The organism is Marinobacter sp. bablab_jr003, assembly GCF_016464245.1.
Taxonomy (GTDB): domain Bacteria; phylum Pseudomonadota; class Gammaproteobacteria; order Pseudomonadales; family Oleiphilaceae; genus Marinobacter; species Marinobacter vinifirmus.
On the sequence record NZ_JADARC010000039.1, the window covers coordinates 176,242 to 191,203 of the forward strand.

21 protein-coding genes are annotated in these 14,962 nt (G+C 54.9%); 16 read left to right on the forward strand and 5 right to left on the reverse strand.

What is annotated here, in order from left to right:
* Positions 1-45 precede the first annotated feature (45 nt).
* The 3 genes from H3Z84_RS05020 to H3Z84_RS05030 all read left to right on the forward strand — a co-directional run bounded on the left by H3Z84_RS05020 (position 46) and on the right by H3Z84_RS05030 (position 2,603).
* Positions 46-522 (forward strand): hypothetical protein, encoded by a 477-nt coding sequence (locus H3Z84_RS05020; RefSeq protein ID WP_228285710.1) that lies wholly within the window; start codon positions 46-48, stop codon positions 520-522.
* Entirely contained in the window at positions 515-898 is a 384-nt protein-coding gene (locus H3Z84_RS05025) for a hypothetical protein (protein WP_199456704.1), read from the forward strand. Before H3Z84_RS05020 ends, H3Z84_RS05025 begins: the two co-directional genes overlap by 8 nt.
* A 442-nt stretch (positions 899-1,340) precedes the next feature.
* Positions 1,341-2,603, forward strand: coding sequence for a dicarboxylate/amino acid:cation symporter (locus H3Z84_RS05030; RefSeq protein WP_199456705.1), 1,263 nt, complete (start codon positions 1,341-1,343; stop codon positions 2,601-2,603).
* A 49-nt stretch (positions 2,604-2,652) separates the two neighbouring features.
* On the opposite strand, the gene H3Z84_RS05035 is transcribed toward H3Z84_RS05030, so the two are convergent.
* A complete protein-coding gene (locus H3Z84_RS05035; RefSeq protein WP_199456706.1) occupies positions 2,653-2,991 on the reverse strand; it encodes a hypothetical protein in 339 nt (112 codons plus the stop codon).
* Positions 2,992-3,164: 173 nt separating this feature from the next.
* Here H3Z84_RS05035 and H3Z84_RS05040 point away from each other — a divergent pair, with 173 nt between their 5' ends.
* Both H3Z84_RS05040 and H3Z84_RS05045 read left to right on the forward strand, forming a co-directional pair.
* The gene (locus tag H3Z84_RS05040; protein WP_199456707.1) at positions 3,165-3,572 is read left to right on the forward strand and encodes a glutaredoxin family protein; all 408 of its coding nucleotides are present in this window, start codon (positions 3,165-3,167) and stop codon (positions 3,570-3,572) included.
* A 45-nt stretch (positions 3,573-3,617) separates the two neighbouring features.
* A complete protein-coding gene (locus H3Z84_RS05045) occupies positions 3,618-4,100 on the forward strand; it encodes an FKBP-type peptidyl-prolyl cis-trans isomerase (RefSeq protein ID WP_058341600.1) in 483 nt (160 codons plus the stop codon).
* 36 nt (positions 4,101-4,136) lie between these two features.
* On the opposite strand, the gene H3Z84_RS05050 is transcribed toward H3Z84_RS05045, so the two are convergent.
* On the reverse strand, positions 4,137-4,415 hold the full coding sequence (locus H3Z84_RS05050) for a YebG family protein (protein WP_094623790.1): 279 nt from the start codon (positions 4,413-4,415) through the stop codon (positions 4,137-4,139).
* 177 nt (positions 4,416-4,592) lie between these two features.
* Between H3Z84_RS05050 and H3Z84_RS05055 the strand changes: the two genes are divergently transcribed.
* Both H3Z84_RS05055 and H3Z84_RS05060 read left to right on the forward strand, forming a co-directional pair.
* The gene (locus tag H3Z84_RS05055) at positions 4,593-6,356 is read left to right on the forward strand and encodes a DEAD/DEAH box helicase (protein WP_199456708.1); all 1,764 of its coding nucleotides are present in this window, start codon (positions 4,593-4,595) and stop codon (positions 6,354-6,356) included.
* Between the two features lie 75 nt (positions 6,357-6,431).
* Positions 6,432-6,824: a hypothetical protein gene (locus H3Z84_RS05060; protein WP_094623792.1), complete on the forward strand. Its 393-nt coding sequence runs from the start codon at positions 6,432-6,434 to the stop codon at positions 6,822-6,824.
* Positions 6,825-6,827: 3 nt separating this feature from the next.
* On the opposite strand, the gene H3Z84_RS05065 is transcribed toward H3Z84_RS05060, so the two are convergent.
* A complete protein-coding gene (locus H3Z84_RS05065; RefSeq protein WP_199456709.1) occupies positions 6,828-7,430 on the reverse strand; it encodes a DUF938 domain-containing protein in 603 nt (200 codons plus the stop codon).
* Positions 7,431-7,574: 144 nt separating this feature from the next.
* Here H3Z84_RS05065 and H3Z84_RS05070 point away from each other — a divergent pair, with 144 nt between their 5' ends.
* Positions 7,575-7,736 (forward strand): hypothetical protein, encoded by a 162-nt coding sequence (locus tag H3Z84_RS05070; protein WP_022987912.1) that lies wholly within the window; start codon positions 7,575-7,577, stop codon positions 7,734-7,736.
* Between the two features lie 107 nt (positions 7,737-7,843).
* Here H3Z84_RS05070 and H3Z84_RS05075 read toward each other — a convergent pair whose 3' ends face one another.
* Complete coding sequence (locus H3Z84_RS05075; RefSeq protein WP_199456710.1) at positions 7,844-8,050, reverse strand: cold shock domain-containing protein; 207 nt, start codon at positions 8,048-8,050, stop codon at positions 7,844-7,846.
* A gap of 269 nt (positions 8,051-8,319) precedes the next feature.
* On the reverse strand, positions 8,320-8,817 hold the full coding sequence (locus H3Z84_RS05080; protein WP_199456711.1) for a DUF2780 domain-containing protein: 498 nt from the start codon (positions 8,815-8,817) through the stop codon (positions 8,320-8,322).
* A 337-nt stretch (positions 8,818-9,154) separates the two neighbouring features.
* Between H3Z84_RS05080 and H3Z84_RS05085 the strand changes: the two genes are divergently transcribed.
* From H3Z84_RS05085 to H3Z84_RS17035, 8 genes are all read left to right on the forward strand, one after another.
* Positions 9,155-9,610, forward strand: coding sequence for a GatB/YqeY domain-containing protein (locus H3Z84_RS05085; protein ID WP_094623796.1), 456 nt, complete (start codon positions 9,155-9,157; stop codon positions 9,608-9,610).
* Between the two features lie 115 nt (positions 9,611-9,725).
* Positions 9,726-10,016: a type VI secretion system PAAR protein gene (locus H3Z84_RS05090; RefSeq protein ID WP_199456712.1), complete on the forward strand. Its 291-nt coding sequence runs from the start codon at positions 9,726-9,728 to the stop codon at positions 10,014-10,016.
* 95 nt (positions 10,017-10,111) lie between these two features.
* Positions 10,112-10,492: a DUF2750 domain-containing protein gene (locus H3Z84_RS05095; RefSeq protein ID WP_199456713.1), complete on the forward strand. Its 381-nt coding sequence runs from the start codon at positions 10,112-10,114 to the stop codon at positions 10,490-10,492.
* Positions 10,493-10,520: 28 nt separating this feature from the next.
* Positions 10,521-11,471 (forward strand): adenosine deaminase, encoded by a 951-nt coding sequence (locus tag H3Z84_RS05100; protein ID WP_199456714.1) that lies wholly within the window; start codon positions 10,521-10,523, stop codon positions 11,469-11,471.
* 24 nt (positions 11,472-11,495) lie between these two features.
* The gene (locus H3Z84_RS05105; RefSeq protein WP_199456715.1) at positions 11,496-11,927 is read left to right on the forward strand and encodes a DUF3010 family protein; all 432 of its coding nucleotides are present in this window, start codon (positions 11,496-11,498) and stop codon (positions 11,925-11,927) included.
* A gap of 194 nt (positions 11,928-12,121) precedes the next feature.
* Complete coding sequence (locus tag H3Z84_RS05110; protein ID WP_094623800.1) at positions 12,122-13,834, forward strand: diguanylate cyclase; 1,713 nt, start codon at positions 12,122-12,124, stop codon at positions 13,832-13,834.
* Positions 13,835-13,851: 17 nt separating this feature from the next.
* Entirely contained in the window at positions 13,852-14,550 is a 699-nt protein-coding gene (locus H3Z84_RS05115; RefSeq protein ID WP_228285711.1) for an amidohydrolase family protein, read from the forward strand.
* A complete protein-coding gene (locus tag H3Z84_RS17035) occupies positions 14,531-14,851 on the forward strand; it encodes a hypothetical protein (RefSeq protein WP_228285712.1) in 321 nt (106 codons plus the stop codon). Before H3Z84_RS05115 ends, H3Z84_RS17035 begins: the two co-directional genes overlap by 20 nt.
* The last annotated feature ends 111 nt before the right edge of the window (positions 14,852-14,962 follow it).

Here is a 14,962-nt window from a genome sequence, read left to right on the forward strand (position 1 = left end):
TTAAAGGAACTGGATTTTGCGTTGGGAAGCATAGCCCGCCGGGGAATGTCGCTGGACGACGATGCCAGGCTGAAACGAGCGCTGGGGTTGTCGTCGAAAAGTATTGTTAATCACTGGAATAAGGCTGGGGTGGGTGACATACCCGGGTACGCCACCAATTTTGAGCGGGTTGCGGCGGGCGCCAAGTATGCAAAGGGTGTTGGCTATCTCTCGATTGGGCTCGATGTTGCTGCTTCGGGAATGAAAATTCATGCGGCGTGCACAGCAGGGCAAGCGTCTGAATGCAGGCGCGTTAAGTACGTCGAAGGTGGTCGACTATCTGGTTCTGCCATTGGTGGCAGCGCGGGTGCATTTGCTGGACCATTAGTTTGTGGGGCCATAGGGCTTGCGACAGCAGGCCCAGGTGGTATCGCATGCGGAATCATAATGGCGGGTGTTGGTGGTTTCGCCGGCGGGGCAGTAGTTGGAGGCATCGGTGAAGATGTTGGTGAAGTAATTTACGAGGTAACGATAGATGAATGACACCCTCCAGATAACAGCTGCATTCATCGGGGTTGGAGCGCTCGGTTTGGGATTGGTTTCACTATGCATCATGCTCACCTTGGCCTTCTCTCGAGTGTCGAAAATCGAAGAAAGAATTTCGCGCCCCGGAACGTCTGCACTGGAACACCGGAAAATCTGGGGTAATGACCCTCTAGGCCGATTAATGAGAAGCGGCTATGTATTTACGTTTCTTGTTCTTCGATCAGTACCCTCAAGCCGGCTTAATCGCTCAGCGGCGAAAATTGGTGATGTATCCACACAATTGCCTTTGCGAATGACCCTGTGGGCGGTAGTGCCTCCGTTGCTTTTGTATGGTTGCGTTGCAGTGTTGTTAATTGTCGGCTTGCTCTTGTGAGGAGCATCTGTCGGCATTGTTGACTTCCTCAACGATGAGTGGTGTCCGGTTTAGCGGGGGCAACTACACGTGCGTAGCGTTCGGAGTTACGACCGCTGGAGTAGGTGGCGTGGCATGTGCGGTTATCGCGGGTGCGGTGTTTTTCAAGACAGTTGGCACTGATTTCTCCGTTTAAGTTTGTGAGCAAGTCGCTGCTGAGACAAATCCTTCATATCCATATAGCATCCCCGCATAGCCCATTTTTGAACCAATTTCCGCGAACGCCTGCTGCATAAGGCTTAGGGGTGGTTAACCCTAGGTTTCCAACAAAGTTATCCACAGCTTTTGTGTGTAAAGTAAGTGGCAATGCCGGTTTACGCATAAGCCGGTACTGACCAGAATCCCGGTCCTTAACGTGATAGATTGCCTGCCCACGATCCGGCAAGGTTGTAAGGAAGCCGCTATGAAAGCTGTACTTAATGCTTATCTGAATACTTCGCTGGTGCTGCGCATTGGTGTTGCGCTTGTTCTGGGCCTGGTTGTCGGGCTGGTGGGCGGTCCCGGGGTGGCTGAATGGTTGAATCCGTTGGGGGATCTTCTTCTGCGGTTGCTGAAGTTCCTGATTGTGCCGATTGTTTTATTCACGCTCATGGTGGGGATCAATCAGGCCAACCTTGGCAGTATGGGGCGTGTGGGTCGAAAGCTGCTTGGCTTCTATGTGCTGACGTCGGCGCTGGCCATTACCGTGGGGTTGGTGGTGGCTTCGGTCTTTGCTCCGGGTAGCGGGCTGGAGCTCTCATCCTCGGCCAGTGTCGATGTGCCGGAGAACCCGGGGTTTGTTCAGGTATTGCTGAATATTGTTCCCACCAACATTGTGGGGGCCTTTGCCGAGCCGAATCTGCTGGGGATTATTTTCACTGCGGTGGTGTTTGGTGTTGCCCTGCTGAAGCTGCGGGAATCAGAGGCCCATAGTGAAGTGGCAGAGCGCGTTTACGGTGTGGTGTCCGGCCTGAATGAAGTCACTATGAAGGTAATGGCCGGGGTGCTCCAGTATGTGCCGATTGGTGTGTTTGCGATTGTTGCCAGTACCGCCGGTGCCCAGGGCATGGCCACCATTTTGGCGCTTGGGGACATGGTGATGGTGCTGTACATCGCCCTGGCGGTGATGCTGGTGGTGTATGCATTGCTTATGCGCCTGAATGGGGTGAATCTGAGGGACTTTGTTCGGGAGGCCCGGGCGGCGGTTGCAACGGCCTTTGCCACTCAGAGCAGCGCCGGCACACTGCCTCTGACCCTTAACGCAGCGCGGCGTTTGGGTGTGCCCCAGAGTATCTACGGGGTCAGCTTGCCGCTGGGCGCCACCATCAACATGGATGGCGCCGGTATTCGGATTGCGATTTCGGCGGCGTTCGCCGCCAATGTCATCGGGGTGCCCCTGGATGTCATCACTATGCTGGAGATTGTTCTGATCGGCACCTTGGCGTCCATCGGCACAGCAGGCGTGCCGGGTGCGGGGATTGTGATGATTGCCACGGTGTTTGCCCAGGTGGGGCTGCCCATTGAAACCGTGGCGCTGCTGGTGTCCATCGATGCTCTGGTGGGGATGGGCGCAACTGCCATGAATGTTACCGGGGATCTGGTCTGCACCTCTGTAATCTCCCGTTCCGAGGAAAAATACGAGTTGGCGCCACAAACCCCGATAGCGCCAGAGCGACAGTCGTCCTAGGAAACTTTCGTTTTGCTCAAATGGGCTTTTGTGATGTGCGGGCCAGTGATCATGGATGATCTTTTGACATCAAAGTCATGGCAGAGTTATCCAGGTAACTCACGCCAGGCTCCCCCGTGACTTCGCGCAAAAGCGCGGCAGCGATGGTGTCGGCTCTGACCGGGCGATAGCGCTTCGGGATAACGGGTGCCAGCAGGCGGCTGGCCATCAACCCCAGTTTTTCGGCGGGCCGGCTTTCTTCTCGTTCAGCGTCGATCAGCGACGGCCTTGCCAGTACCACGCGCTCAAAGCCCATCCGGGCCACGGCTGATTCCACCTCGCCCTTGGTTTGTAGATAAAAACTCCGGCTTTTCTCGTTTGCTCCGAGCGACGAATTCAGAACAAACATGCTGGCTGCCGACGGCGCCAAGGATCATCAGCTTCATCGGGAACTCCTTTTAGTGGGCATTACCGGGTCAACCGGGGAAATGGTATCCTCTTCCCCGAATTTATAGTTCGCAAATCAAGCCAAAGTGCCGGCACCCGGTAGGTTACCTTTAATCCGGAATCTGAGTGTTACCCATGAGAATCATTATTCGTTATTTTTTCCGCGCCCTGCGTCTTGTCCTGACGCCGTTCATGCTGCTCAGCGAAAAGCTCAGCACACCCAAGGGTGTAACTCGCAGTGCTGAACAGCAAGCCAGCGTTGACGAGGCCAGCAAAGACCTTGCCCTGTACCAGTTCAAAGCTTGCCCATTCTGCATCAAGGTGCGTAAGGAAATCGCCCGGCTGGGGCTGAACATTGAAACCCGCGATGCCCAGCACGACCCGCAGCATCGTGCCGCGCTGGAGGCTGGCGGTGGTCAGGTCAAAGTGCCTTGCCTGAAGATTCGTCAGGAGGATGGCAGTGAGCAGTGGCTTTACGAATCCGATGACATCAAGGCCTGGCTGCAGGAGCGATTCGAGCCGGGTGTTGAAAGCCGGGCCTGAGTTCAGGTCATTTAATGAGTGCCTTTAATCATTGCAGAGAACGCTATGCCAATCGAAAAGAATCAAGTGGTCCTGTTTCACTACATCGTGAGAGATGAGCAGGGCAATGAAGTTGAAAATTCCCGTGGCGGAGAGCCGAACGCCTACCTGCATGGCCACGGCGGTATTATCCGGGGGCTGGAAGAGGCTCTGGAAGGCCGCGAGGCAGGCGATACCTTCAGTGTAACGGTGTCACCGGACAAGGCCTATGGCGCTCGCAGGCCAGACGCCATTCAGCGCGTACCGGTCAAGCATCTGATAGGTGCAAAGCGCTGGAAACCGGGCATGGTTGCCCAGGTGCAAACAGAGCATGGCCGTCGCCATGTGGTGGTTGCCAAGGTCGGGCTCAAGTTCGCCGATGTCGACACCAATCATCCGATGGCTGGTAAGACGCTGACCTTTGATATCGAGATTATCGAGGTGCGAGCGGCCGAGGCCGAAGAAATCGCCCACGGCCATGTTCATGGCCCGGGCGGTCATCATCATTAACTAAGGCCGTTGGCCATGGAAACGCCGGGTCGGGTTTTACTCGGCTGCGGCGGCTTCGTTCAATAGTTCCGGCTTTTTCAGTGCCCGGCTGAACAGTTCTTTTTCTTCCGCAATGGCCAGTGCGCATTGTTCGGCCAGTTCCTCTGACAGCCCGCTGACCTTGCGTTGCAGGAAGGCGGCGACCTCTTCGGAAAGTTCGAGAATTTTGTCCCGGGCATCGGCTTCAGCTTTGGACGAAAACAGCATTTTGTCCGGGTTTTTCAGTGCCATGTCCAGTCCGTCCCTCTCGGAATAATAAAGTGCTTTTACGCCCATGGTATGCCATCGCCTCCGGGGTAATGATGGTTGGTAAGACCGTTGATAAGTGGCCAGCTTAACATAAGTTCTGTATATTTATACAGTATTCTGCATCGATGCCCGTGCGCGGGTAACAGCCAGCGGTTTTGTTACTATGTTTGCCTTGCCCATCTCCAAACGATCTGATGCTCGACCATGACCTTGCCTTTCAAACTCCGCCCCTACCAACAGGAAGCCGTCGACGCCACGCTTGACCACTTCCGCAGATCGGATGAGTCTGCGGTCATCGTGCTGCCCACCGGTGCCGGTAAAAGCCTGGTTATCGCCGAACTGGCGCGCCTTGCCCGACGCAAGATTCTGGTTCTGACCCACGTAAAGGAGCTGGTGGAGCAGAACCATGCCAAGTATGAGAGTTATGGCTTAACGGGCGGCATTTTCTCGACCGGGCTGAAGCGCAAGGAAAACCGGCATCAGGTGACTTTTGCCAGTGTGCAGTCGGTCGCGGCGAACCTGGAGCAGTTCCGGGATGAATATTCGCTGGTCATTATCGATGAATGCCATCGGGTCAGCGGTGAGGAAACCAGCCAGTATCAACGCATCATCGAGCTGCTGCGGCAGCAAAACGATTCGCTGAAAGTCCTCGGGCTTACCGCCACGCCCTATCGCCTGGCCATGGGCTGGATTTATCGCTATCACTACCGGGGCTTTGTGCGCGGCTCCGGTGAAGATCAGGCCAAGCCCTTCCAGCATTGCATTTACGAGCTGCCGTTAAACTACATGATTAATCGGGGCTATCTGACAAAGCCCGAGCTGGTTAACGCGGCGGTGGCGCAATACGATTTCTCCGCGCTCACGCAGGACCGTTTTGGTGAGTACGCCGAGAAGGACGTCAACCAGCTGCTGAGCAAGCACAAGCGGGTGACCCGCGCCATCATTGAGCAGGTGGTGGAAATGGCCGCTGAGCGCAAGGGCGTGATGATCTTTGCGGCGACGGTGGAGCATGCGAGGGAGATTACCGGCTATCTGCCGGAGCATGAAACCGCCCTGGTGACCGGTGGCACCGACCTGAAAGATCGTGATTTTCTGATCCAGCGCTTCAAGCAGCGGCAGTTGAAGTACCTGGTGAACGTGTCTGTGCTCACCACTGGCTTTGATGCGCCCCATGTGGATTTGATCGCCATTCTTCGGCCAACCCAGTCGGTCAGCCTGTACCAGCAGATGGTGGGTCGCGGTCTTCGCCTGGACGAAGGCAAGCAGGATTGCCTGGTAATTGATTACGCCGGTAATCATGTAAACCTGCATCATCCGGAAGTGGGGGAGCCAAAACCCAATCCCGACAGTGAGCCAGTGCAGGTGTTCTGCCCCGGCTGTGGCTTTGCCAACATCTTCTGGGGCAAAACCGACAGCGAGGGCAGTGTGATCGAGCATTACGGCCGCCGTTGTCAGGGGCTGCTGGAGCCTGCGGAGGGGGATGGAGCGCGCGCCCAGCAGTGCGATTACCGTTTCCGCTTCAAGGAGTGCCCCCATTGCGGCGGTGAGAATGATATTGCCGCCCGTAACTGTGGGCACTGCCAGCAGGCCATTATCGACCCGGATGATCAGCTACGGGATGCCCTGAAACTCAAGGATGCCATGGTGATTCGTTGCGCCGGGATTTCATTAAGTGCTGAAGGTTCCAGGCTGCGGCTGACTTACCATGGCGAAGATGGGGAAGAGTTGAAGGAGTCGTTCGACTTCACAAAGCCGGCCCAGCGTACCGTGTTCAACAAACTTTTTGGCAGAAGGGTTGCCAATGGCCAGGCTCCGAAAACGTTCGGCAGTATGGATGAAGTGCTTGAGAGTCAGGCCTTGATACCATCGCCTGATTTCGTGATTGCCCGCAAGCACAAGCACTACTGGCAGGTACAGGAGCGGGTGTTTGATTATCAGGGGCAGTATCGGAAAGCGAATGCGGCGTGAGGCGGTTATACTGGCCTGCGTTTAAATCTCTCAGAGATCCAATGAGATCCAAGTCGACCTTTTCAGGCTGTGCCCATGATGAAATCAATCGCCCTGGCGGTGCTGTTAGTTGTCCTTCTGGGGTTTGTCGGTGTTCAGTATTACATCACTTCCGTACCTGGCCTTGAGGCTCCGGTCACCGTTGGTGAAGTTAGGGAAGTGGAGTCCGAAAAGTCGCTGGTCGTTATTCTTGTGGACAGCGAGGGGCAGCGGTTCACCGTAGGCCTTCGGGGCGATACTGCCAAGCCGGAAGAAGCCGCACTTTTCTATATCCGGAATCCGGATGTTGTTCCCTATGTGTTCTGGCCGAGTTTCCGAAGTAATGATGAAAAGCGGGTTCTGGAACTTCTGGAAGATGTAATTGAATCTGGCGCGCCAGAGGACCCCGCTGTGCGCAGCATTTACGGGGTCTTGAAGGAACGCAACTGACACTCAAGATAGTCGCCTGAACACCAGCAATTGGTTGTTTGCAGGCATGGCATGGTTCTCCGCCAGAGTGAGACCCACCGATTCCGCAAGGGCCCTCAGATCTTCCAGGTCCCGGATGCCCATGTGGGGCGAACGGGCTTTCAGGTATTGATCAAACTGACGGTTGCTTTCACTGGTATACCGGCCCTGATTGTTGAAAGGCCCATACAGGCAAAAGGCGCCGCCCTTGGGAAGCCGCTCGCCAATACCGCGAAACATCTGTTCGACTTCAGTCCACGCCATGATGTGGGCGGTGTTTGCGGAAAACGCCCAGGTGAAGGTTGCGACGGGCCAGGGAGCCGCACCTACGTCCAGTTCAATCACCGGCAGGATGTTGGGCAGCGCGGCTTGCTCAAGGCGGGCGCGACAACTGTCCACAGCGTCCGGATGATCGGTCGGTTGCCACTGCAGGTGAGGCATCGTCGTCGCGAAATGCACCGCGTGCTGTCCGGTGCCTGTGCCAACCTCCAGTACTTTCCCCGGCGCATTAAAGATCTTGCGGAGCTTCTCGAGGATGGGTGTTTTGTTGTTCTCACAAGCCTGGGAGTAGGGCAGGTTAGTGGCCATCGAATCCAGTTTTTCTGCGCAGGGGGTCGGAAAACTTTATAACACGTTGGTGTATAAGTCACTATCTCAGCAATTATTTCCTGTTTCAGTTACACTGCGTTAGTGAACCCGGCGAATATGCCAAGACTTAACATGGATAATATAATGAGCAAGAAAGCCGTAAAATCGACTTTGACTTCCGCCGAGATTGAGGCGCAGACAGCGGCCTTTTTGAAGTCTGGTGGGCGTGTTGAACATGTGGGAAAAGGTAAGAGTGGGCAGCTGACCACTGCTGGCCCGAAGCAGATTAACCTGAAGAGCAATTGATGATCCGGCAATAACCCGAGCAAGCCGTAATGTTACTGTTTTCCGGGTAGGATCAATAAAAAAGGCAGCCGAGGCTGCCTTTTTTCATTACGTATATTATCTGTTAATTACAGACCAATAACGTTCTCTGCCTGCGGGCCTTTCTGGCCGTCGGTCACTTTGAATTCAACTTCCTGGCCTTCGGCCAGAGTCTTGAATCCGTCACCCTGAATAGAGCTGTAGTGAACGAATACGTCTGCACCGCCTTCACGAGTAATAAAGCCAAAACCTTTTGCTTCGTTGAAGAACTTAACGTTGCCTTTAATAGTAGACATAATAATTATCCTGATTTTAATCAATAAGTTGCTGCCGATAGATCGATGTGACCCTTGGTCAGCGGTATGCGGGAAATAAAAAACTGGCAGGATCAAAAACAGGACAAGAGGTTTTGCAACACAAAAGGTCTGATTCGTGAAATGCTTTGCTAAATCTTTCCAACAAGGGAGACGGTACGCTAATTAATGGGCATTAGATAGGAAAGTTTTCGAAAACGGGAAAATACTTATATCCGGGGGTGTTCAGAGCACCCCCGGCAGAACTCAGCTTACGGCGCTGGTGCCCATAAGCTTTGCAGCTGTCCCAGCAACGACGAGCCCACCCCCTGGTTACCCAGGAATCCCATCACAATCGGCACAAACTGCTGGATCATGCCTGCGTCCATGCCAAGGGCCGAGAATGCGGTCTGAACACCGTCCATAGAAGACACGTTGGACAGCAGGCTTTCACCCAGCCCGCCACCGCCGCCCAGCAGGCTGGACAGGCCGGAAGCTTCGCTGGTCAGACTGCTCATGGCGTCTGTACCCAGCTGATTCTGTGCAAGCTGCAACAGGGCTCCGGTGCCGCCAACGGCCTGGGTCTTGGTAACACCAAGGTCATTCTGGAGCTGGCCCACCAACTGCTGGGCTTCGCCAGTGACTTCCGTTGTGGACGAAAGTGCTTGTGTGCCGGTGGCGAGAGCATCGTTCAGGCTGAAGGCGCTAGCGGCTGGGGCCAGCAGGTAGATGCTTGAAACAAGAAGAAACTGTTTGAGAATTGCGCTCATTAGGGTGTCCTGATGGTGGGTGGGAAATAGCATGATCCTAACGAATATGGGGGCGATTACAACTTAATAAAAGTTCGGGAAACCGAGACAGCCCCGTTTTTGTCCGCATCCTGATTTCTGCTTCTGCCTATATCACGAATGCAGCAAGCATGCTAAAACGTCGTCGGCCAGCCGTCGCCAGCACTTCTGGGGGCACCGGGCACTCTTCCATTTCTCAGGATGAAGGTTGAAACCAATACCACCAATCAAAACAGCCGGGAAGTGTTCGATACGCGGTATGTCGCCGGTTCTTTGATATTATGTGCGCCTTCCACAACTGACAGAACAGGAGCTCACCATGGCGGAATCGTCTCTAAAAGAACAGCTTGGCAACGCCGTAAAAGATGCCATGCGCAACAAGGAGAAGGACCGGCTTGTTACACTGCGCATGGCCCAGGCGGCGGTGAAGCAGATCGAGATTGATGAGCGCCGTGAGCTTGGCGACGACGACGTTCTGAAAGTGCTGGATAAAATGCTCAAGCAGCGCCGTGATGCCGCCAGCCAGTATGAGGAAGCGGGTCGTGGTGAGCTGGCGGACAAAGAACGGGCAGAAATGGCCATTATTGAAGAGTTCATGCCCGCCGCGCTCAGCGAAGAAGAGCTTGAAGGTTTGATTCGTGCAGCCATCGGCTCCACCGGTGCCAAAGGCATGCAGGACATGGGCAATGTAATGAACGAGTTGCGCCCCCAGGTAACCGGTCGGGTGGATATGGGACAGTTAAGCAAGATGGTGCGGGCTGCGCTGGCCGGTTAAGACTTGGTTATTGCCGCATTTGTGTTTAGCATTGCTGCTTCATGGGTACTGCAACGGTACCCGTGAGGTCAGAAAATTATGGACACTCTCCGTCACGGATTGAAGGAGCAAAGGAATGAGTAAGAATGTGGTTTTGTTGGGCGATCTGGGCACAGACCATGAAGGGTTCCCGCCCACCCCGGTGATTGCCGGTTCCCCCGATGTTCTGGTTGATGGCAAGCCTGTCGCCCGTGTGGGCGATCCCCTGACACCGCACTCCAAACCCAAGCATCCGCCTCATCCCCGCGCCGTAGCGGCGGGTTCTGCTACTGTGCTGATTAATGGCATCCCTGCGGCCGTCACCGGCAGCGCCGTGTCTTGCGGTGGTGTAACCATCGGCAGCGGTAGTGTGGTGATCGGGAGTTAACTCCCGGGTAAGCAGGGCTGCCTCGGCAGAATTCATGATAGGCTTCGGTTTTAGCACCGCCGTTTCAGGCGGTGGCGTTATTTTATGGAGCCTTCATGAGCGATAACCCCCTGGCGCAGATTCTCGAGATGGACGGCGAGGAGCGATACGATTACTTCCTGGATGCCGTTGTTGAAGAGCGGGAAATCTGGATTCTGGTCAATGCTGATAGTCAGTTTCTGAAAATTGTGTCCGACGAAGAGGGCGTGGCTTACCTGCCGGTCTGGCCCGGTGCAGAATTTGCTGCTGACTACGCCAAAGACTCCGGCGATCTCTCTCCCAAAGCGGTTTCTTTGCCGGATTTCTTCCGGAAGTGGGTAACCGGCCTGAGTCGCGATGGCCTGGACGTGGGCGTCTTCCCCGGTGGGCAGGGCGAGCTGTGGATTACCTCCCCGGATGAGCTCAAGCGGGACCTGCAAGAACTCATGGCGTTCTGATTACCTCCCTGAATCTCCGGAGATCACTATGGATGATGCCTGGCTCACAGCCTTGCCGAAAGCAGAGCTACACCTGCACCTTGAGGGTGCCCTTGAACCGGAACTGATGTTTGCACTTGCCCGGCGCAACAATATTGAACTGCCGTGGGCCGATGTAGAGGCACTGCGGCAGGCTTATTCTTTCAACAACCTTCAGGAATTCCTGGACCTGTATTATCAGGGTGCGAACGTTCTGCGCACGGAGCAGGATTTCTATGACCTTACCTGGGCCTATCTGCAGAAATGCCATGCCCAGGGCGTGGTGCACGTTGAGCCTTTCTTTGATCCCCAAACCCATACCGAACGTGGTATTCCATTCGAAGCCGCCATCACAGGCATCAGCACCGCACTGCGTGACGGCCGTGCACAGCTGGGAATAACCGGCGGGCTGATTCTGAGCTTTCTTCGCCATCTGTCGGAAGAGGAAGCCTTTCAGACCTTGCAGCAGGCCATGCCGTTTCGGGATCAGTTCTTTGCCGTAGGGCTGGACAGCTCCGAGAAGGGTCATCCGCCCATCAAGTTCGAGCGGGTGTTTGCCAAGGCCCGGGCCGAGGGCTTTCTGGCGGTTGCCCATGCCGGCGAGGAAGGGCCGCCGGAGTATATCTGGCAGGCTCTGGACCTGCTCAAGGTCAACCGGATTGACCACGGTGTTCGTGCGGCCGAAGATCCCGCCTTGCTCGACAGGCTGGCGGACGAGCAGGTTCCGTTAACGGTTTGCCCGCTGTCTAATATCAAGTTGTGCGTGTTTCCGGATATGGCGCAGCACAATATTCTTGAACTGCTGGAACGCGGTTTGAATGTGACCGTGAACTCGGATGACCCGGCGTATTTCGGTGGCTATGTGCTGGAGAACTTCACCGCGCTGCGGGACAGCCTCGGTATGACAGAAGACCAGGCCCGGCGGCTCGCCCTCAACAGCATGAATGCCCGGCTGGTTTAACAGCGACAGGTTAAGGAAACTAAAATGATTGTATGTGGCGTTGAACTGACCGGCAGCGATGCGGTGGTGTGTTTGCTGAATCTCGACCGCGGGCAATTCAGCCTGCCGGAGTGTAAGGTTCGCAAGCTGTCGCTGCGCAAAAACCATACCCGCGAAGACCTGAAACAGTTTCAGGCTGAATTCGCGGCCCTGATGGCTGAACACGAGGTTGGGTGTGTGGCGATCAAGGAGCGGATGCCCAAGGGCAAGTTCGCCGGCGGGGCCATCAGCTTCAAGCTGGAGGCGACGATTCAACTGATGGCCGGAAACGAGCCGGAAGTCCGGTTGCTGCCGTCTTCCCTGATTAAATCCACACTGGCATCGACCCCGTTACCCGTTCCGTTTGCTGAAACCGGCTTGAAGGCCTTTCAGGAAACCGCCTTTGTCGCCGCCTATGTCGGGCATATGACCAAGTAGCCGGCAATCATTCGGAAAGTAGTCTCTGGAGGTGGCGTGGCAAAACTACCCACCCAAGCCCGGCAAAGGGCAACGCTAAAGCGGCTCGAGACATTCAGCCGCTTTATGGATAGCAGCATTATGGGTAGCGACTTTCCATTTTGTGAGTATGGCGGCTACACTTCCGGCTTTCCGTGGGCATAAGGACTCCACCGATGGTATCGTTCCGTGCTGCTTTGTATTTCCTGGTTCTATGGATGGTGAGCATTGTCGTGCATGCAATGCCAACGTTGGACATTGCCCAGGCCGAGGTACGTTTGACGGATTTCACCGTAGAGTACTTTACGGATGACTCCCGGTCGCTGGACTTTTCGTCGGTGCGCCAACAACCCTTCCAGCCAACAACCAGTACAACCACATTAGGAACAAAGGCGACGGTAACCTGGTACCGGGTTGCGGTATTCAACGCCGCAGAGCAGGAGCGTGAGCTCTTCCTGCACCTCCCCAAGGCGTATCATGTGCGTGCTATTGATATCTATGAAGAGCGCTCGCATACACTGATTGACCGCGCCTCGATAGACCTCAACAATGCCTCCGATGCTCCCCTGATGTATCAGGGTACCGTTGTTTACCCTTTTCGAGTGCCGTCAGGAGAAACCACGGTGCTCTATGTTCGTAGTCATGTCTATTCACACCAGTGGTTTTCTCTGGAGATATTCGATGACGAGCATTCCCGTCGGGCTCTGGTAGGCGGTCATCTGGATATTGCCCTGTTGGTCGGAATGATGATTGCTCTGGTGTTTTATAACGGCCTTTTGTACTTCGCTACCAGCAAGAAAGAGAACATTCTCTATTCGCTGTACCTTATCTCGGGGTTGGTGTGGATCGCCTTATCGTACGGCTTGATTGCCAAATCCTTCTCCGCATACGGCGATTCAGTCTTCATATTGAATCTGTCGCTGATCACCATGCCGGTTTTTCTGCTGCTATTTATGATGGCCATATTCGAGACCCGGCAGCACTACCCTACGGAGCACCGTTTCCTGCAGGTTATGTTGGCGTTGCTGGCTGTTACCTTTGCCTATGGGATTTTTGATATTTCGGCAGCGTTGAAGCCCGCCAGCAGTCTGGCAGCATTGATGATGGTGGTAACTTTCTCGGTCAGTATTTCACTGTTTCGCAAAGGCCATCCGTTGGTGAAATTCTTTCTCGTTGGCCACACGTTCTTCGTGGTTTTCAACGGCTTTGCGGTGCTTTACTACAAGGGGTTGATTGAACCGGGTTATATCAGCAGTCATGGCGTTGGTATAGGCATTGTGCTGGAGGCGCTCACGCTGGCGTTTATTATTTCGTACCGGATAAAGATTTTGGAGGATGTTCGATCCAGGCAAGATGAACTGAAGAAGCAGGCAGCTACTGACCCGTTGACGCGACTCTATAATCGCCGCTACTTCATGGCCGAAGCGGGGTATCTGCTAGAGAAAGCAAAGTCGACTGGGGAGCCGTTGTCGGTGATTGCTGTCGATGTCGACTTCTTCAAAGCCGTTAACGATACTCATGGTCACAGTATAGGGGATCAGGTGCTGACGAAGATTTCGGCTATTTTTAAGAAGCACAGTCGGTCCCGTGATCTGGTGGCGCGTTTTGGTGGTGAGGAATTTGTGCTTCTTCTACCTGATGCCGACCTCGCGGAAGCTCGACGTTGCGCTGAGAGGATACGTGAAGCAGTTGCGGGCGAGACCGTCGTCGTTGAAGGTGGTGAGGTGATTCAGGTCACCGTAAGTTTGGGAATTGCGGAAGTAAATGCGCTGGTGGAATCGGTCGAATGCGCCGTAGATCGAGCAGATAAAGCACTTTACAAGGCTAAGGAGCAAGGTAGAAATCGGGTCTGTTGCTATCAGTCCGATGCCCTGACAATAACAACATAAAAAATAGGAAAGTGACTATGGACCGGTACGATTTCATTATTGAAGGCGGCCGCTATTTCGACGGCACTGGAGCGCCTTCTGCCATTCGTAACCTGGCAATCAAAGGGGGCCATATCGCCAAGGTTACTGCTGCCCCTATTCCTCATGCCGAAGCCGAGCGCGTAATTGATGCCACCGGCAAGTGGGTAACCCCCGGTTTTCTGGACACCCATACCCATTACGATGCCGAATTGCTGGTCAGCCCGAGCCTGTCGGAATCTGTTCGCCATGGCGTGACCACCGTGCTGGTGGGCAGCTGCTCATTGAGCATGATCTGCAGTGATTACGAGGACGCATCGGACATCTTCACCCGCGTAGAAACCGTTCCCCGGGAGCGGGTACTACCCATTCTGAAGGCCCATAAAACCTGGTCTACCCCTAAACAATGGGTGGAGCACATCAAGCAGGTGCCTCTGGGCACGAATGTGGTCAGCTTTCTGGGCCATAGTGATTTGCGGGTGGGGGTGATGGGGCTGAGCCGGGCGACGGACTTGGCGGTTCAGCCCAGCGAGGAAGAAATGCAAACCATGGAGCGGTTGCTGAAAGAAGCGCTGGATGAAGGCTTTCTCGGGCTTTCGACCATGTGCCTGAAATGGGACAAGGTGGACGGCGACCGGGAATGGTCGAAAAGCCTGCCCAGTACCTACGCCATTCACTGTGTATGCAGACGGTATTGATGTGGTGTTCTTTGAAGAGTTCAGCGACGCCGGTGCGCACATCCGCAATATGGCGTTCTACAACCTGCCTCTGCGCATGCTGAAGCTGGTGCAGGAATCCATCGAGGAAGGTTCCCCGATCATGACCATGGAGCAGGCGGTACATCGCCTGACCGGCGACCAGGCCGACTGGTTTGGTATCGACGCAGGCAAAATCCGGGAAGGGGACAGGGCCGATGTGGTGGTGTTCGACCCGTCAGGGTTTGACCAGAACCTGGAACAGGTGCACTGGGTGCGTATTCCAGACCAAGGTTGCCACTGATTCCAGACGAAGCCTGCCACCCATTCCACGCGAAAGCTGCCACTGATTCCACGGCAAAGCTGCCACCTTGGCAGGCTGCCTGATTTCCCCATCAAAACGTCCGGCGCGGGA

What these genes read in the sequence shown, in the direction of transcription:
- H3Z84_RS05100 (WP_199456714.1), top strand. Translation starts at nt 10,521, where the DNA reads ATGGATGATGCCTGGCTCACAGCCTTGCCGAAAGCAGAGCTACACCTG.
- H3Z84_RS05090 (WP_199456712.1), top strand. Translation starts at nt 9,726, where the DNA reads ATGAGTAAGAATGTGGTTTTGTTGGGCGATCTGGGCACAGACCATGAA.
- H3Z84_RS05085 (WP_094623796.1), top strand. Translation starts at nt 9,155, where the DNA reads ATGGCGGAATCGTCTCTAAAAGAACAGCTTGGCAACGCCGTAAAAGAT.
- H3Z84_RS05020 (WP_228285710.1), top strand. Translation starts at nt 46, where the DNA reads ATGTCGCTGGACGACGATGCCAGGCTGAAACGAGCGCTGGGGTTGTCG.
- H3Z84_RS05045 (WP_058341600.1), top strand. Translation starts at nt 3,618, where the DNA reads ATGCCAATCGAAAAGAATCAAGTGGTCCTGTTTCACTACATCGTGAGA.
- H3Z84_RS05025 (WP_199456704.1), top strand. Translation starts at nt 515, where the DNA reads ATGAATGACACCCTCCAGATAACAGCTGCATTCATCGGGGTTGGAGCG.
- H3Z84_RS05060 (WP_094623792.1), top strand. Translation starts at nt 6,432, where the DNA reads ATGATGAAATCAATCGCCCTGGCGGTGCTGTTAGTTGTCCTTCTGGGG.
- H3Z84_RS05040 (WP_199456707.1), top strand. Translation starts at nt 3,165, where the DNA reads ATGAGAATCATTATTCGTTATTTTTTCCGCGCCCTGCGTCTTGTCCTG.
- H3Z84_RS05055 (WP_199456708.1), top strand. Translation starts at nt 4,593, where the DNA reads ATGACCTTGCCTTTCAAACTCCGCCCCTACCAACAGGAAGCCGTCGAC.
- H3Z84_RS05110 (WP_094623800.1), top strand. Translation starts at nt 12,122, where the DNA reads ATGGTATCGTTCCGTGCTGCTTTGTATTTCCTGGTTCTATGGATGGTG.
- H3Z84_RS05115 (WP_228285711.1), top strand. Translation starts at nt 13,852, where the DNA reads ATGGACCGGTACGATTTCATTATTGAAGGCGGCCGCTATTTCGACGGC.
- H3Z84_RS05095 (WP_199456713.1), top strand. Translation starts at nt 10,112, where the DNA reads ATGAGCGATAACCCCCTGGCGCAGATTCTCGAGATGGACGGCGAGGAG.
- H3Z84_RS05105 (WP_199456715.1), top strand. Translation starts at nt 11,496, where the DNA reads ATGATTGTATGTGGCGTTGAACTGACCGGCAGCGATGCGGTGGTGTGT.
- H3Z84_RS05035 (WP_199456706.1), bottom strand. Translation starts at nt 2,991, where the DNA reads ATGTTTGTTCTGAATTCGTCGCTCGGAGCAAACGAGAAAAGCCGGAGT.
- H3Z84_RS05065 (WP_199456709.1), bottom strand. Translation starts at nt 7,430, where the DNA reads ATGGCCACTAACCTGCCCTACTCCCAGGCTTGTGAGAACAACAAAACA.
- H3Z84_RS05030 (WP_199456705.1), top strand. Translation starts at nt 1,341, where the DNA reads ATGAAAGCTGTACTTAATGCTTATCTGAATACTTCGCTGGTGCTGCGC.
- H3Z84_RS05070 (WP_022987912.1), top strand. Translation starts at nt 7,575, where the DNA reads ATGAGCAAGAAAGCCGTAAAATCGACTTTGACTTCCGCCGAGATTGAG.
- H3Z84_RS05080 (WP_199456711.1), bottom strand. Translation starts at nt 8,817, where the DNA reads ATGAGCGCAATTCTCAAACAGTTTCTTCTTGTTTCAAGCATCTACCTG.
- H3Z84_RS05050 (WP_094623790.1), bottom strand. Translation starts at nt 4,415, where the DNA reads ATGGGCGTAAAAGCACTTTATTATTCCGAGAGGGACGGACTGGACATG.
- H3Z84_RS05075 (WP_199456710.1), bottom strand. Translation starts at nt 8,050, where the DNA reads ATGTCTACTATTAAAGGCAACGTTAAGTTCTTCAACGAAGCAAAAGGT.